The sequence below is a fragment of the Streptomyces sp. NPDC003697 genome, assembly GCF_053587115.1.
The window spans coordinates 58838-75460 of the sequence record NZ_JBSFNN010000021.1; the positions used below are offsets into that span (position 1 = coordinate 58838).

The following is a 16623-nucleotide window of genomic DNA, read 5'->3' on the forward strand; positions in this document are numbered from 1 at the left end:
TTCAGCCGCGTTCGAACACGACCGGAGCGTGTCAACGCCGTTGAGTAGTAACGTTTACGCGAATACGTCTCATTGAGCTGCACGGTGCATGCGATGCCGAAGTTATGTCCCGGCTGGTGACGCGGACAACTTTCAGATTGCTGACGGCCCGCGCCGGTGGATCCCGCAACGCGCCGCCCTGACCTGTGATATCCGCTCGCCGCGACGAAGCGCCCCCACGACCGCGTGATCGGTTGGTGGGAAAGAACGGCCGGCACCTGCCGACAGCAGACAACAAGCGCCGGAGCGGCCACCTGACGCCCCCTCCCGCCCCGGCCCGGCGCAGCAGAGCACGTTGGAAGAAGACCCCCTCCTCAACGGGCACTATGGTGTCTGCCTGTATCAACCCGATTCAGCATGGCCCGCAGTAACGGGCAGGCGGCCGGCAGGATGTTGTCACGTTCGGATCAACGTCAGAGTGCGGCGTGCTGCACGCAGCTGGTACCGGCGCCAATGATCACAGAAGGCGGACATGTCCACATTAAATCCAATGGCCTTCGTCAAGTCCCTCTTCCCTGAATCGGGCATTGAGCGCACATACGTAACATCGACATTCATCGGCACGATCGGCGCCGGAATCCTCCTGCCGATCAGCATCCTGTACTTCACCCGCATAGTCGGCCTCCCGGCGGCCGAGGTCGGGCTGGCCTTCACCGTCTCCGGCCTGCTGGCCATACCGGCCTCGATCCCCGCCGGCGCACTCGCCGACCGAGTCGGCCCACGCCATGTGATGACAGCAGCCCTTGCCGCACTGGGCGTTGTCGGCGTCGCCTACCTCTTCGTCCAGAACTTCTGGACCGTGCTCGCCGTCCAGACCCTCATGGGCTTCAGCCTCGCAGCCTATTTCCCGTCCGCCGGCGCACTCCTTCGCCGCGTCGGTGGTGAGCGCACCGTCACCATCCGATCCCAGACCAGGGCTGTGACAAACCTGGGAGTGGCACTCGGCTCCCTGATCGCCGGTATCGGCATCGAGATCGGCACCCCGACCGCTTACCGCATTCTGGCCCTCACCTTCAGCGCCGCCCAGGTGACGGCACTCTTGCTGCTCTTGCGACTGCCGAACTACCAGCCCCTGCCCCGACCCTCTCAGAACGCACCGCACACTGGCGAGACCGGCACTGTCACCGCACCGGCACCGAAACGGATCGCGCTGCGGGACAAGGCCTTCGTCGCCTACGCACTCGTCGGCGGCGCCATGGCCGTACAGAACATGATCATGGAAATCATGGTCCCGGTATGGATCGTGGGCCACACCCACGCACCGGCCTGGGCCGTCACCGTGGCCTTCGTCCTGAACACGGCACTCGTCGTACTGCTCCAGGTAAGGCTCGGCGACAAGGTTCAGACGATCACCGACGGCGGAACGGCACTGCGCCGGGCCGGCATCGCCCTCCTCCTCGGGTGCGCCGCCCTCAGCCTCATGGCCGACCTGCCCGCCTGGGCCGCGCTCCTCCTGCTGATCATCGGCATGGTCTTGCTCACCCTGGGCGAAATCTGGTACGTGTCCGGCACCTTCGCCTTCGAATACGGGCTCCCCCCCGCCTACGCTCAGGGCCAATACCAAGGATTCTCCTCCGCCGCATCAGCAGCAGCCAAAGCCGTCGCCCCAGCCCTGCTGCTCGGCCTCGCACTGAGCCACGGCCGCATCGGCTGGCTCGGACTCGGCGCGCTCCTGCTCCTGCTCGGCCTGGCCGGCCCCGCCATCGCCGGCTGGGGGGTACGCACCCGGCCGGCCACCGAACCCGTGACAGCCGAAACCTCAACCCCCACCCCTTCACCCGCCGACGACCCCGTCTGAGCCCTGCTCTGTCGGGAACCTCGGAGTTTTCCGGTACGGCAGCCTGATCAGCAGGCCCGCGGGCTGCTTCGAAGACCTGTAGGGCCCTCGAGGTGCCCGTCGTCCCTCCGCCCCCGTCCCGGTGGGCAGTCCAAGCTCCGACCGCGCGGGACGGGCGTGCGAGCGCGGACCCGCACGACACGACGGCGAGACGGTACGAGACCGTCTCGCCGGACGGTGGAACGACGAGGACTTCACCGAGCGGTAGCCGCGCCACGGGCGCCTGGGCCTCTCACCTGTCCAGCTTGCCGCCTTGAGCGTGCTGCAGTTCCTCGCCCCCTCCGGCGACCGGCAGGCAGCCGAGGCGGTGCGCTGCCGTGCAGACGTCGAATACGCCCCCGCGCCGGCCCGGCCCGAGGAGGCCGGGCTCGTGCGCGAACGCACCGCCCGGCGCACCGATTCCACGCATGTCCTGTCCCCGAGACGGTACGGACCAAAGCCGGCACAGGTCGCCGGAGCACGGCGGCGTTGCGTCCGACGTCCGCGGAGTCGGACTCGCAGTAGCCCGGGCGGGCCGGCTCGGCGGGCACCCACCGCAGGAATCCGCACGGGGTCAGCCCGACGCCGATGCGCCGCGGCCGTGACGGCCGGGGCGGAGCCGCAGTTGCCTTATGCCGAACAGTGCACGGATGTCGCGGCGTTGCCCCGGGACGGGGCCCGCGACCGTGTCCGCGTCGCCGGGTAGACGACGGCTCCGTAGCGGGCTGTGATGGCCTGGTCCCGGCGAAGAGCATGGATGCCCGGCGGGCAGCGCGGTCGCCGAGCCGGCCCCACAGCCACGATCCAGCACCCGGCCGATGGTCCCGGCGAGCGGCAGCCAGGTGACCGACACCGTCCGGCGCTGCCGGGGGCCGCAGCCCGTCGTCGCTTATGGAGGGGCGTTCGCGACCCCACCCGTGCCGATGGCACTGCAGCGGATTCGGTCGGCCGCTCCTGGAGGGAGGACCTCGTGCCGGCGGCCGGCCGGGGGCGGGGGGAGGAACCCCGTCGCCCCCGGCGCATCATCGCGCCGTCCGGACCGTCACCTTCAGCCCGCCGCGCATCCCGAGCGACAGCATCGGCTCCGGGACCACCCGAAGGCCGGGCACCTTCTCCAGGCGCAGCTCCCGGCACAGCAGTGCCACGGTGAACACGGCCTCCATCAGCCCCAGACTGCTGCCGACGCACACCCGCGGTCCCGCGCCGAACGGGATGTGGGCGTAGCGCGGGCGGTCGCCCCGCTTCCCGGGCGCGAACCGCTCGGGCCGGAACTGCCCCGGAGCGTCCCAGAAATCCGGGTGCCGGTGCAGTGTGTAAGGGCTGATCAGGACGTCCGCGCCGGCCGGGACACGGTAGCCGCCGATCTCGTCGGCGGCCTGCGCCTGCCGGGGCAGAATCCACACCGGCGGATACAGCCGCATCGTCTCCTCGACCACCATGGTCGTGTACGGCAGCAGGCGCAGATCCTCGTAGCGGGGGAGCCGGTCGCCCAGTACCTCCACCGCCTCCTGGTGCAACCGCTCCCGGACCTCTGGGTGACGGTCCATCAGGTAGCAGGCCCAGCCGAGGGTGGAAGCGGTGGTCTCGTGGCCCGCCAGCAGCAGAGTGGTCAGCTCATCCCGCAGTCGCCGCTCACCGGTTCGCGGGTCGGCCTCCGAACGCACCGAGGCGATCAACCGCGACAGGGCGTCGTCCCCCTCCTCGATCCCGCCGCGCGCGAGTCGCTGCGCCGCCAACCGCTCGACCACTTGCTGCAGACGGACACGAGCCCGCCGGAAGCGCATCTGGTGGGGCAACGGGATCCACATCGGCACTGCGCCCATGGTGACCATCTCGAACATGGCCTGTTCCTGGACCGCCTCGAAGGCATGGCCGAGGTCGGTGAACTCCTCCAGGCCGGTGTCGAGCAGCGTGCGGCCCAGCACGCCCAACGTCAGCCCCGTCAGTTCCCGCGTCAGGTTCACCGGCCCACGCCCCTCGTGCCCGCGCAGCCGCTCGACCAGTGCCGCCGCCTCCTCGGCCACGGCTCCCGCCTGCTGGGCGATCCGCCGGTGCTGGAAGGCGGGCTGGATCACCTTGCGCTGCCGGTGCCAGAGTTCGCCCTCGCTGGTCAGCAGGCCGTCCCCGAGAGCGCGCCGGGCCTGGGCCAGGCCGATGCCCTTGTGGTAGTTGGCGGCGTTGTCCGCGAGCACGTGCTTGGCGTGGTCGGGATGGTTGAAGAAGTACAGCGTCTTCGGGCCGAGGGAGAGCCGCACCGCGTCGCCGTAGCCGGCGGCGGCCGTCATCATCGACAGGCGGTCCCTGGCCAGCTGCCGCATCAGGGACGGCACTGCGCGCAGCGGCGGCGAGGGGGGAACCCGCGGGGCCGCGCCGGTCACGCCGGTCACCGGCGCTCCGTCCCGGCGGCGATCCGCTCGGCGATGGCCTGCCGCCACACTTCGTACGCCGGCAGAAATCCCGTCCCCGCCGCCCGCGGGCGGACCTCCTGGGTGATGCGGGCGGCCTCGTCCGGCTCCAGGCCGCACAGGACCCGGGTGGCCGACGCGGTGTGCGGCACCATCAGCCCGGCGCGCAGCCGGGCCTCCGCGGCGAAGGCGCTGCCCTGTGCCAGCGCGCCCCGATGGGGTCCCGCCTGATCGCGCAGCGCCGTCAGCTCTTCCTCGTCGCAGCCGCCGGCGTACGTGGCGGCGAGGCCCACGCCGCTGTAGAGGTCCGCGTGGCGCGTCTTGGAAAACTTCGCGATCGTCGTGGCGACGAGGCCGGGGTCGGTGCCGCACACGAACCACAGGGCACGACCGATGCCCTGGTCGATGGCGCGGCCGGTGTAGTGGGGGAAGTCGTGGGCGGGCCAGGGAAACCGCTCGTCCCGGTACTGCTGGTGCACATACCGGTCGGTGCGGAAGTACGCCTGGTGGAAGCCGTAGCCGTCGAGCACCAGCCAGCGCAGCAGGGGGTCGAGGGAGTCGACGTCCGTCCAGCGGAACCGCGGCAGCCGGCCCATGGACCAGCCGATGCCGACGTACACCATGTAGATGTGCGCGCCGCCGCGGCCGGCCAGCAGGCGGTCGACGCCGTCCCTTTTCCAGCCGGGCATCGCGTCCAGGACGCCGTACGCCATGCCCGCGCCCTCGTAGGCGAAGCCGCGGAACCGCTCCGGTATCGCCTCCAGGTGTGCTTCGGCCTCGTCCGTGGTGCGGGCGGCCATGGCGTGGCCGTACCCCTCCAGGAACCTGCTGCCTATCGTCTCGAGCAGTTGCCGGGCCTCGGGCGTCTTCCTGTGGAAGCCGCGGGTCTCCAGCAGGGTCTCGGTCACGCTGGGCGTCAGGATCCGGCGACGCAGCCTGCCCATGGTGCTCGGCATGGATTTCCCTTTCCTATCGGCTGTTTTCCTGGCGTGCGGGCTGAAGTGTCATCGGGGGACGGCCCGTTGGGGCAGGAAGTGGGCTTGGATCGCACGCCGCCACTGCTCGTAGGCCGGGACCGCGCCCGCCTCCTCCTCCGCGACGGCGCTGTCGTCGGCGAGGGCGACCGCGGCCTCGACCGAAAGGCCTGTCAGCACCCGCGCGGCGACGGCCGTGTGCTCGGGCACGTAGCCCGCCAGGTCGCGGGCGCGGATCGCGAACACCGCCCCCTGGGCCAGCTCCGGCAGATGCTGATCGGCCAGACGCCGCAGCGTGTCGAACGTGTCCGTCCCGCAGCCGCCGGCGAAGGCGGAGGCGAGCCCGGCACCGCTCCACAGGTCCGGCTGCCGGTGCCCGGCGAAGCCGCGAATGGCCGCGTCGACCCGCTCGGGCCGGGCGCCGTGGATGAACCACAGAGCACGGCCGATGCCCTGGTCGACGGCACGAGGAAAGTAGGCGGGCGCGCCCTGCCACGGATAACTCGCGGGAACCCGCTGCTCGTCCACCCAGCGGCGGGTATGGAAATAGGCCAGGTCGAAGCCGTAGCCGTCCACCGCGAGCCAGCTCATCACCGGGTGGAAGGGCTGCCCGGTGAGGTCGGGCAGCACCTTCCTCCACATCACGCGTGGCAGCCGTGCCATGGCGAAGCCGATGCCGATGTAGGCGAGGAGGACGTGGGGGCGACCCGGGCCGTTGAGCAGCTCCCGGGTCCGGTGGCCGCGGCCCATCACGTCCAGGATGGTGAACGCCATGGTGGCGCCCTCGTAGCCGAAGCCGCGTTGTTCGGGATCCAGAAGATCCAGGCGATGCGCGACACCGTGGGTGTCGTGTGCCTCCATGGCCCACTCGAAGCCGCACACGACGGCGCGCGGGACGTCCTCCAGCCGGGTGGCGGGATCGTTTGCGGGCAGCGGTGCGAAGCCGCGCCGGGCGAACGACACTTCGGCCAGGTCGGGGGCCAGCAGCACGCGCCGCAGCGCTCTCAACGTCCTCGCCACGTTCCCCTCCACGAATGACTCGACGGCCGGACCATCATCGCCACGGCGGGGCAGTCGGTGCTTCTTCGCGGTTGCCCCTGCCGGTGGGCGGTGCATCGACAGCACGGCCGGAGAAGTGGCCGGTCCCTGCCTCCCCCCAGACTGGGCCTCGCGACAAGCCGCCCGCAGAGAGGAACGAGGCATGACCCAGCACAGCGACGTCCTCAGCGATCTGGTGGCCGAGGGCAACGCCCTCGACGCCTTGCTCGCCGATGCCGGCGAGACCGAGTGGGCACGGCCCACTCCGGCCGAGGGATGGTCGGTCCGGCACCAGGTCGCCCACCTGATCATGGTGTTCGGCCTGGCCGAGAAGGCGGCGGAGGATCCCGCCGGGTTCAAGGCGTTCCTCGCCGGAATCACGACCTTCGGCGAGGCCGTCCAGAACGGGCTGAAGCCGTATCTGCCCCTGGAAGGAGCACATTTGATCGAAACCTGGCGGACCCAGCGGGCGGCGACCGAGCGGGCGCTGAATCGTGTGCCCCGGGAGCGGCTGGTGCCGTGGCTGGTCCGGCCGATTCCGGCGGCGGTGCTGGCGGCCGCCGGGATCATGGAGACGTTCGCGCACGGCCAGGACATCGCCGACGCGCTCGAAGTCGAGCGCCAGTACACCGACCGAGTTCGGCATGTCGCCGAATACACCTGTCTCACCTGGGAGTTCGGTTACGAGTCACATGGTCTGCCGCGGCCCCGCAAGGGATTGCGCTTCGAACTGACGGCGCCCTCCGGCCAGACGTGGATGCTCGGCGCTCTCGACGCGGAGCAGCAGATCACCGGCCCCGCCGTCGATCTCTGTCTGCTGGCCACCCGGCGCCGGCACCGCGACGACCTCGCGCTCACCGCCTCCGGTCCGGACGCCGACCAGTGGCTCGACATCGCCCAGGCCTACCGCGGCCCGACCGGACCCGGGCGCAGGCCGGGCCAGTTCGCGCGGGCCGGGCGCTGATCGGCGCCCGCGTGCCGCCCGTTCGTGGCACCCGAGCCTGGATGCCGGCGAACGACCGCCCTCCAGGTCACAGCGCACCTCGGGCAAACCCGCCGAGCGGCGCCGGTACCGGCCCGGAGGTCGCCGGACGATTCATCACCAGCCTGGAATGACCGTCGACCAAAGCCCTGATCCGGAACACGGCCGAACTCAGCCGACCGCAGCGAGTTCCCCGCTTCCGTCACATTCCGGCGTCTCGAAAGTTCCTCTCCCGCCGACACCTCCAGGGCATCTCACCGGACGCGGCCGGCCAGTGAACAAGAAGTTCCACGACGAGTGCCGAGCCACCCTCCGAGAATTCTCGCGACGAAGCGGTCCGTGACGCTTCTTCGAGCTTGCCGACTGCCCTGACGTGCGAAGAGATCGGCTAGCAAGTCGGGAGATGCCGGTTGCGCGGTGATCCCGGATCGTGTCTGAACAATGCAATCCCATGATTCACACGCCGATCCTGACCACCACAAGAGAGAGAGGAGCACCGTGGCATATAGCCAGCGGATTCGCAGACTGGTGCCGGGGCTGGTGACGGTTCTCATCGTGGCGTCACTGTTCTTCGCAACCCGGGCAGCAGTCGCCGCTCCTGACGGTACAAAGGTGGCCGCCGCCTACCGGTTCAAGGAAATGCCCATCGCCATGCCGGCGGGCTACGACAGGCTGCCCAAGCGCACCGTGCGTACCGTCAACCCCGCCTACGAGAAGATCCGCTCCTGGATCTCGTCGGTGGGCGCGAGCATCGCCATCAACGACGTCACCGGCCACGGCCGGGCGTCCGGCATGTGCATCGTGGACACCCGCACCGACCAGGTGACGGTGACGTACACGCCCACGGCCCGTCAGGCCGACCGCTTCACGCCGTTCCTCCTCGACGCCGCGCCGCTCCCCGTGGACCGCACCATGGCGCCCACCGGGTGCACCTTCGGCGACTTCAACGGGGACGGGCGCATGGACATCCTGGTCAGTTACTGGGGCCGCACCCCGGTGCTCTTCCTGGCCCGCTCCGATGCGCGTACGCCCTCACCCCGTGCCTACGTGCCACGCGAGCTGGTGCCCTCGCAGTCGCAGGACGGCCGGTACCACGGCCCGCGCTGGAACACGGACACCGTGCACGTGAGCGATCTGGACGGCGACGGTCATCCGGACATCGTCGTCGGCAACTACTTCCCGGACTCCGACGTCCTGGACCCCAACGGCCTGAACAACGTGGTGATGAACGACTCGTTGTCCCGTGCCCAGAACGCCGGCGGTGACCATGTGCTGCGCTGGACGTCCGCCACGTCCGGCCCCCGGCCCACCGCCGCCTACATGGAGGAGCCGAAGGCGATCCCGTACGACGCGGCCACGGGCTGGACGCTTGCTGCCGCCGGCGCCGACCTGACCGGTGACGGCCTGCCGGAGCTCTACATCGCCAACGACTTCGGCCACGACCACCTGCTGTACAACCGCTCCAAAGCCGGCCACATCCGCTTCACCGAGGCCATCGGCGAACGCACCAGCACCACACCCAAGTCGTTCCTGCTCGGCAAGGACTCCTTCAAGGGCATGGGTGTCGACTTCGGCGACCTCGACAACACCGGCCGTTTCGACATGATGGTCAGCAACATCACCGTGGCATGGGGCCTGGAGGAGTCCAACTTCGTCTGGAAGAACCGGGCCGCCGGCGAGGCGGAGATGAAGCGGCAACTCGCAGACGGCGTTGCCCCGTTCAGCCAGGAGGCCCGTGCCAAGGGCCTGGCGTGGACAGGCTGGAACTGGGACGTCAAGATGGGCGACTTCCTCAACTCCGGCCACCAGGACGTGGTCCAGACCGACGGCTTCGTCAAGGGCAAGATCGACCGCTGGCCGTGGCTTCAGGAAATGGCCATGGCCAACGACCTTCTGCTGTCCAACCCCTCCATGTGGCCCCACCAGGGGCCGGGCGACGACATCGCCGGCCACAACGAGCTGGCGTTCTACGCCCGCACTCCCGACGGATCCTTCGCCAACATCAGCAAGCAGCTCGGCCTCGCGGTGCCCCATCCCACCCGCGCCGTGGCCACCGGCGACACCACCGGAACCGGGGCGCTGGACTTCGCCGTCGCCCGGCAGTGGGGGCCGCCCGCCTTCTACGCCAACACAACCGCGCACCGCGGCAAGCACCTCACCCTGAACCTGCTGCGTCCCTCGGCAGGGCCGGCCGCGGGAGGATCCCCCAGCGGCCTGGCCGCCGCCGGCAGCCCCGCATACGGCGCCACCGTGCGCGCCACGACGCCCGACGGCACGCAGATCGCACAGCTCGACGGCGGCGGCGGCCACAGCGGTTTCCGCAGCTTCGACGTCCGCTTCGGGCTCGGCTCCTACGACGGTCCGGTGACCGTGCACCTGCGATGGCGCGACGCCCACGGCGAGCTCCACCAGCAGGTCCGCCGCCTCGCACCCGGCTCCCACACTCTCATGCTCACCAGCGACGCCCAGGAGGTGTCGGGCTCATGACCGCGACGGTCACGCAACCCTCCACGGAACAGGCCCCGCACACCACTGCGGCGCCGCCCGCCGCCAAACCGGACCCGCGCTACCTCGCACTGCGCAACTTCGCCATCTCCATCAGCGTGTTCAACATCTTCGGCTACACCCTCCTCGGCTTCGAGCAGCCGTGGCTCTGGCCGATCCTGGCGGTCCTGTGCGGATACGCCACCGAGACCGGACTCGAACTGGTCAGCGCCTGGGCGTACAGGCGGGCCCCGCGCTTCCGCGGCCGGGGCGTCCGCGGGGTGTACGAGTTCCTGCTGCCCGCCCACATCACCTCGCTGGCCGTGTCGATGCTCACCTACGGCAACGACCTCTTCCTTCCGGTCCTGTTCGGCGTGGTCGTCGGCGTCGGCGGCAAGCACGTGTTCCAGGCGCCGATCGGCGGCCGGATGCGGCACTTCATGAACCCGTCGAACTTCGGCATCACCGTCTCGCTGCTCTGCTTCGGCACCTGGTTCAGCATCGCGCCGCCGTACCAGTTCACGGAGAACGCCAACAACTTCTTCCGGGTCGCCATCCCGCTGATCATCGCCACCGCGGGAACCGTCATCAACGCCATCTTGACCAAGCGCGTGGCGCTGATCGTCGGCTGGCTGGGCGGCTTCGCGATCCAGGGCGTCATCCGCCATTTCGTCTGGGACGTCGCGGTGTTCTCGGCCGTCGGTGTGATGAGCGGCGTGGCCTTCGTGCTCTTCACCAACTACATGATCAGCGATCCGGGGACGACGCCGGCCAAGGCTCGCAACCAGTTCATGTTCGGCTCATCGGTCGCGATGGTCTATGGGGTGCTCATGGTCTTCAACGTCGTCTACACGCTGTTCTTCGCCGTGACGCTGGTGTGCGGGCTGCGCGGCGCCGGCTGGTGGGCGGCCCACCTGCTGCAGCGCCGGCGCGAGCGGGCCGCCGCCGCGGCGCCGTCCGCGACGGCCGTCACCGGATCCGAGGCAGAGGCGGTGGCGGCATGACCGGCCCGCGACCGCGCATCGCAGTCGTCGGGATGGCCTGCCGCTACCCCGACGCCGACACACCCGAGCAGCTGTGGCAGAACGTCCTGGCCGGACGGCGCGCCTTTCGCCGCCTCCCCGACGAGCGGATGCGCCACGAGGACTACTACTCGCCCGACCCCGCCGCCCCCGATCGCCACTACACGCGCAAGGCGGCGGTCCTGGAGGGCTTCGAGTTCGATCGCGTCAAACACCGCATCGCCGGCAGCACCTTCCGCGCCACCGACATGACGCACTGGCTGGCGCTCGACACCGTCTCACAGGCTCTTCAGGACGCGGGATTCCCCGACGGCGGGGGCTTGCCGGCGGCCACCACCGGCGCCGTCATCGGCAACAGTCTCACCGGTGAGTTCAGCCGCGCCAACCTGATGCGGCTGCGCTGGCCGTACGTACGCCGCACCGTCGCCGCCGCGCTGCGGGAGCAGGGCTGGCCGGATGCGGAGCTGGCGCAGTTCCTGCGCACTCTGGAACAGCGGTACAAGCAGCCGTTCCCGCCGATCGACGAGGACACCCTGGCCGGCGGCCTGGCCAACACCATCGCCGGACGGATCTGCAACCATTTCGACCTCGGCGGCGGCGGGTTCACGGTCGACGGCGCCTGCTCCTCGTCGCTGCTGTCCGTCGCCACGGCGTGCAACGCGCTGGCCTCCGGGCAGTGGGACGTGGCCATCGCCGGCGGCGTGGACCTGAGCATCGACCCGTTCGAGGTGATCGGCTTCGCCAAGACCGGAGCCCTGGCGACCGGTGAGATGCGCGTCTACGACCGCCACTCGAACGGCTTCTGGCCCGGTGAGGGCTGCGGCGCCGTGGTGCTGATGCGGGACGAGGACGCCGTCGCGCAGGGACGCCTGCGCCACGCGGTCATCGCCGGCTGGGGCTGGTCCTCGGACGGCCGCGGCGGCATCACCCGCCCCGAGGCGAGCGGTCACCGCCTCGCCCTCGACCGCGCCTACCGCTCCGCCGGTTTCGGCCTGGAAACCGTGTCCTACCTGGAAGGCCACGGCACCGGCACCGCCGTCGGCGACGCCACCGAACTGCGCGCCCTGTCCGAGGCCCGCCGGGCCGCCGACCCGGACGCGCCGCCCGCCGCCCTCGGCACCGTCAAGGGCAACATGGGACACACCAAGGCCGCGGCCGGGATCGCCGGACTCCTCAAGGCTGTGCTGGCCGTGCGCCACCAGGTCATTCCACCGGCCACCGGCCACCACGACCCCCACCCGGAACTTCTCGGCGAGCGGCCCGCGCTGCGGGTCCCCCGGGAGGCCGAGGTGCAGCCCGAGGGCGCCCCGATGCGGGCCGGCGTCTCCTCGATGGGCTTCGGCGGCATCAACGCCCACATCGTCGTCGAGCATGCCGACGGGGGGAGCCCCACCGCCCTGCCCCAGTCCACCGTCCGCCTGGTCCGCTCCCGGCAGGACTGCGAGCTGCTCCTGGTCGACGCGGACGACACTGCAGGACTGAGCGGCCGGCTGACCCGGCTCGCCGCTCTCGCCGGGCGCCTGTCCTATGCCGAACTCGGCGACCTGGCAGCCTCGTTGGAGGCCGACCTGGCGGACCGTACCCTCCGCGCCGCCGTCGTCGCCTCCTCTCCGGAGCAGGCCGAGGAGCGTTTCACCGAGCTGCTGGCACGTGTCGACGGCGGCGCCCGCAACCTCCTCGATACGGCCGCCGGCCTGTTCCTCGGCCGGCGTACCGACGCACCGCCGCGGATCGGCTTCCTCTTCCCCGGACAGGGCGCGGGCCGCCGCGGCGACGGGGGCGCGCTGCGCGCCCGCTTCGCCGCCGTGGACGAGCTCTACCGGGCGCAGGGCCTCCCGGCCCGGGGCGACCAGGTGGCGACCGAAGTGGCCCAGCCCCGGATCGTCACCGCCTCGGCGGCCGGGCTGCGCATACTGGACGCGCTCGGCATCGAGGGCACGGGCGCCGCGGGCCACAGCCTCGGCGAGCTGACGGCCCTGCACTGGGCCGGAGCCATGGACGAGGCCGGGCTGCTGCGCACCGCGGCCGCGCGAGGCCGGGTGATGGCGGCGGCCAGCGACGGCGGCGGGGCGATGGCGAGCATCGCAGCGGGGCCCGCGGCGGTGGAGCCGCTGCTGAGCGGCGAGCCCGTGGTGATCGCCGGGTACAACGGCTCCCGCCAGACCGTGGTCTCCGGTCCTGCCGACGCCGTAGAACGGGTGAGCGCGCGGGCCGTCGCGCAGGGCCTCCTCGCGCAGCGCATCAACGTCTCCCATGCCTTCCACTCGCCCGCGGTCGCCCCGGCGGCGCGCGCCTTCGCCGAGTATCTGGCGGCGGAGCGGCTTCGACCGCTCTCGCGGCGGGTGGTCTCGACGGTCACCGGCGGGCCGCTCGACCGGGACACGGACGTGGCGGATCTGATGATCCGTCAGGTTCTTGCTCCTGTGCGGTTCACGGAGGCGGTGGAGGGCCTGGCCGCCGAGAGCGACCTGCTGCTGGAGATCGGCCCGGGACGCATACTGAGCGGGCTCGCCGGGGAGACGGTGGACGTTCCGGCGATCGCCCTCGACACGGACAGCACGTCCCTCGCCGGGCTCTTCCTGGGTGTGGCAGCGGCGTGGGTGCTCGGCGCCCCGGTGCGCCACGGGGAGCTGTTCCGGGACCGCTTCACCCGGCCCCTGCCGCTGGACAAGGAGTTCCGCTTCCTTGCCAACCCGTGCGAGTCGGCACCGGACGGCGACCTGCCGCTCGCGGCGGACGCGGCCGCCGACGCGGATGCCCTCCTCGTGACATCGGCGGGCGCGTCCGCCGGCGCATTGTCAGCCTCCGCCGGGGACGGCTCGACCAGTCTCGACGTCCTGATGCGGCTTGCCGCGGCCCGCGCCGAGCTGCCGCCCTCTGCCCTCTCGCCGGACACCAACCCGCTGGACGAGCTGCACCTCAGCTCGATCACGGTCGGCCAGATCATGAACGAAGCGGCCCGTGAGTTGGGGGTCGGCCCCATGGCCACGACGTCGGCGTTCGCCACCTCCACGCTGGCCGAACTGGCGGTCCTGCTGGACGACCTGGCCGGCACGGCCCTGCCGTCCGACGCGGACCGCCCGATCGCGGCGGCCGGTGTGGCGCCGTGGGTCCGGGCGTTCTCGGTGGACCTGGTCGAGGCGGAAGCCGGGAAGGCGTCCGGGCCGGAGGTATCCGCCGAAGGCGACGGCGCACACTGGACCGTGTTCGCTCCCGACCGGCATCCGCTGGCGCAGCCGCTCGCGGCGGCGCTGCGCGAAGCCGGGCTCGGCGGGGGCGTGCTGCTGTGCCTGCCCGCCGACTGCGACGACGAGCATGCCGCGCTGATGCTCTCAGCCGCTCGCGCCGCCCTGCACCCCACCCGGCCCGCCGCCCGCTTCGTCGCCGTCGGCGACCGGCGCGGGGCCGCCGGGCTGGCCAAGACGCTCCACCTCGAGGCGCCCGGAACTGCCACCACCGTCGTCACGCTCCCGCTCAACAACCTGCCCGACCCCGGTGGGCTGACCCACCGCATCGTCGCTGACGTCGCGGCGACCAGCGGCTTCAGTGAAGTGCACTACGACGCCGCGGGCGTTCGCCGAATCCCCGTGCTGCGGGCCCTGCCGCCCGCCGCGGACGATCCCGGCACGACCGCCCCGTCCCCGCTGACCGACGCCGACGTCCTCCTGGTCACCGGCGGAGGCAAGGGCATCACCGCCGAGTGCGCCCTGTCCCTCGCCCGCGAATCCGGATGCGCCGTCGGGCTGCTCGGCCGTTCCGACCCCGAGACCGACCGTGAACTCGCCGCCAACCTCGGCCGGATGGCCGCCGCGGGCGTTCGCTTCCACTACGTCCGCGCCGATGTCACCTCACCCGGCGACACCAAGGCCGCCGTCAACGAGATACGTGAACGGCTCGGCCCCGTCACCACCGTGCTGCACGGCGCGGGACGCAACGAACCGCGCGCACTCGCCGACCTCGACGAGGCGTCGTTCCGCCGCACCCTGGCCGTCAAGATCGCCGGCCTGGAGGCGGTCCTGGCCGCCGTCGACCCGGCCGACCTGCGGCTGGTCGTCGCGTTCGGCAGCATCATCGGCCGCGCCGGGCTGCGCGGCGAGGCCGACTACGCCACCGCCAACGACTGGCTGACCGAACGGATCGCGCGGTTGCGCGAGGACCTTCCGGGCTGCCGGTGCATCGCGCTGGAGTGGTCGGTGTGGTCCGGTGCGGGGATGGGCGAGCGGCTCGGCGTGCTCGAGTCGCTCATCCGGGAGGGCATCGAGCCGATCCCGGCCGACGAGGGCGTCGCCATGCTCCGGCAGGTGCTGGCCCACCCGGACGCGCCCGACACCCTGGTCGTCATGGGCCGCGCCGGCGGCCTGCCGACCATCGCCCTGGAGGAGCGGGAGCTGCCGCTGCTGCGGTTCGTGGAGCGCGTACAGACCCACTACCCCGGCGTCGAACTCGTCGTCGACTCCGAGCTGTCCGCCGCCACCGACCCCTACCTCGGCGACCACCTCCTCGACGACACCCTGCTGCTCCCGGCCGTGCTCGGCATGGAGGCCATGGCCCAGGCCGCCGCGGCCCTCACCGGCCGCACGGGAAGCGAGGCGGTGCCCATCCTGGAGGATGCCGAGTTCCTGCGTCCGGTGGCGGTGCCGCCGGACGGCACGACCACCGTGCGGGTCGCCGTGCTGGCCACCGGTCCCGACACCGTCCGCGCGGTGATCCGCAGCAGCGAGACGGACTTCCGTGCCGACCACTTCCGCGCCGTCCTGCGCTACGGGCCGCACCGGCAGCTCCCGGCCGGGCCGGTCCCGCCCGAGGGCGTGCGCGTGGGGCTGGAACCGGCGCGGGACATGTACGGGCCGGTGCTGTTCCAGGGCGCCCGTTTCCAGCGCCTGACGGGCTATCGGCACCTCGCCGCCAAGGAGTGTGTCGCGGACATCTCCACGTCCGCCACCGCGCCCTGGTTCGCAGGCTTCCTGCCGCCCGACCTGGTGCTGGCCGACCCGGGCACCCGGGACGCGCTGATGCACTCCATTCAGGCCTGTGTGCCGGACGCGACGCTGCTGCCCGTGGGCGTCGAACGGCTGCACCTGGCCGACCCGGCCGCGGCGGCCGGCGCCGGCGGTGTCGTCCTGCATGCCGTCGAGCGCTCCCGGGACGGTGACACCTACGTCTACGACCTCGACGTCCGTGACGAGCACGGCGCGTTCGTCGAGCGCTGGACGGGCCTGACACTGCGTGCCGTCCGCAAGTTGGACGGCTCCGGCCCCTGGGAGCCTGCACTGCTCGGCCCCTACTTGGAGCGACGCGCCGAAGCGGTGCTGGCCGCGCCGGTGCGGATCGCCGTCCACCCGGACGGCGACGGCAGCGACGGCACCCCGGACGGCCGTCGCGGTCGCACCGCCCACGCACTCGGCCAGGCCCTTGGACGTCCCGTGACGCTGCGTCATCGCGCCGACGGGCGCCCCGAGGTGGACGGCGGGCCGCAGGTCTCCGCCTCGCACGGCGCCGGGGTGACCTTCGCCGTGGCGGGGGAGCGGCCGGTCGCGTGCGACGTACAGCACGTCGAGGAGCGCAGCGCGGACGACTGGGAGGGCCTGCTGGGCGCCGGCGGGCTCGCGCTGGCCCGGCTGATCGCGGGCGAGCACCGCGAGGATCTTTCGCTCGCCGCGGGCCGGGTGTGGGGCGCCGTCGAGTGCCTGCGCAAGAGCGGCCGTGCGCACATCGAACTGACGGTGGACGACGGCGCCGGGGCTCCGGACCGGTGGGTGGTACTGCGGTGCGGCGCGACCCGGATCGCCACCGTCCCGGCCGTACTGCGCACCGGGCCGGAAACGGCGGTGTTCGCCGTACTGACAGAGAAGGAGGGGTGAGG

9 protein-coding genes are annotated in these 16623 nt (G+C 71.6%); 5 read left to right on the forward strand and 4 right to left on the reverse strand.

Going from position 1 to position 16623, the window contains the following annotated elements; genetic code table 11:
* Positions 1-529: 529 nt before the first annotated feature.
* Positions 530-1837 carry an MFS transporter gene (locus tag ACWDNY_RS11715; protein WP_451645565.1) on the forward strand — a complete coding sequence of 436 codons (1308 nt, stop codon included), beginning with the start codon at positions 530-532 and terminating at the stop codon, positions 1835-1837.
* Between the two features lie 271 nt (positions 1838-2108).
* Here ACWDNY_RS11715 and ACWDNY_RS11720 read toward each other — a convergent pair whose 3' ends face one another.
* From ACWDNY_RS11720 to ACWDNY_RS11735, 4 genes are all read right to left on the reverse strand, one after another.
* Positions 2109-2285, reverse strand: coding sequence for a hypothetical protein (locus ACWDNY_RS11720; RefSeq protein ID WP_451645566.1), 177 nt, complete (start codon positions 2283-2285; stop codon positions 2109-2111).
* A gap of 592 nt (positions 2286-2877) precedes the next feature.
* Positions 2878-4173, reverse strand: a complete 1296-nt coding sequence (locus ACWDNY_RS11725) for a cytochrome P450 (RefSeq protein ID WP_451645589.1) — start codon at positions 4171-4173, stop codon at positions 2878-2880.
* A gap of 65 nt (positions 4174-4238) precedes the next feature.
* Positions 4239-5216 carry a DUF1702 family protein gene (locus ACWDNY_RS11730; RefSeq protein ID WP_451645567.1) on the reverse strand — a complete coding sequence of 326 codons (978 nt, stop codon included), beginning with the start codon at positions 5214-5216 and terminating at the stop codon, positions 4239-4241.
* A gap of 48 nt (positions 5217-5264) precedes the next feature.
* Positions 5265-6254, reverse strand: a complete 990-nt coding sequence (locus tag ACWDNY_RS11735) for a DUF1702 family protein (RefSeq protein ID WP_451645568.1) — start codon at positions 6252-6254, stop codon at positions 5265-5267.
* Positions 6255-6435: 181 nt separating this feature from the next.
* On the opposite strand from ACWDNY_RS11735, the gene ACWDNY_RS11740 reads away from it, so the two are divergent.
* The 4 genes from ACWDNY_RS11740 to ACWDNY_RS11755 all read left to right on the forward strand — a co-directional run bounded on the left by ACWDNY_RS11740 (position 6436) and on the right by ACWDNY_RS11755 (position 16621).
* Positions 6436-7236 carry a TIGR03084 family metal-binding protein gene (locus tag ACWDNY_RS11740; protein ID WP_451645569.1) on the forward strand — a complete coding sequence of 267 codons (801 nt, stop codon included), beginning with the start codon at positions 6436-6438 and terminating at the stop codon, positions 7234-7236.
* Positions 7237-7794: 558 nt separating this feature from the next.
* Complete coding sequence (locus ACWDNY_RS11745) at positions 7795-9741, forward strand: CRTAC1 family protein (protein WP_451645590.1); 1947 nt, start codon at positions 7795-7797, stop codon at positions 9739-9741.
* Positions 9738-10742: a hypothetical protein gene (locus tag ACWDNY_RS11750; RefSeq protein ID WP_451645570.1), complete on the forward strand. Its 1005-nt coding sequence runs from the start codon at positions 9738-9740 to the stop codon at positions 10740-10742. Before ACWDNY_RS11745 ends, ACWDNY_RS11750 begins: the two co-directional genes overlap by 4 nt.
* Entirely contained in the window at positions 10739-16621 is a 5883-nt protein-coding gene (locus ACWDNY_RS11755) for a type I polyketide synthase (protein WP_451645571.1), read from the forward strand. The genes ACWDNY_RS11750 and ACWDNY_RS11755 overlap by 4 nt, the downstream gene beginning before the upstream one ends.
* Positions 16622-16623 lie beyond the last annotated feature (2 nt).

Excerpts from the sequence above, each read along its gene's own strand:
- ACWDNY_RS11740 (WP_451645569.1), top strand. The coding sequence starts at position 6,436 with ATGACCCAGCACAGCGACGTCCTCAGCGATCTGGTGGCCGAGGGCAAC.
- ACWDNY_RS11750 (WP_451645570.1), top strand. The coding sequence starts at position 9,738 with ATGACCGCGACGGTCACGCAACCCTCCACGGAACAGGCCCCGCACACC.
- ACWDNY_RS11720 (WP_451645566.1), bottom strand. The coding sequence starts at position 2,285 with ATGCGTGGAATCGGTGCGCCGGGCGGTGCGTTCGCGCACGAGCCCGGC.
- ACWDNY_RS11755 (WP_451645571.1), top strand. The coding sequence starts at position 10,739 with ATGACCGGCCCGCGACCGCGCATCGCAGTCGTCGGGATGGCCTGCCGC.
- ACWDNY_RS11715 (WP_451645565.1), top strand. The coding sequence starts at position 530 with ATGGCCTTCGTCAAGTCCCTCTTCCCTGAATCGGGCATTGAGCGCACA.
- ACWDNY_RS11730 (WP_451645567.1), bottom strand. The coding sequence starts at position 5,216 with ATGCCGAGCACCATGGGCAGGCTGCGTCGCCGGATCCTGACGCCCAGC.
- ACWDNY_RS11725 (WP_451645589.1), bottom strand. The coding sequence starts at position 4,173 with ATGCGGCAGCTGGCCAGGGACCGCCTGTCGATGATGACGGCCGCCGCC.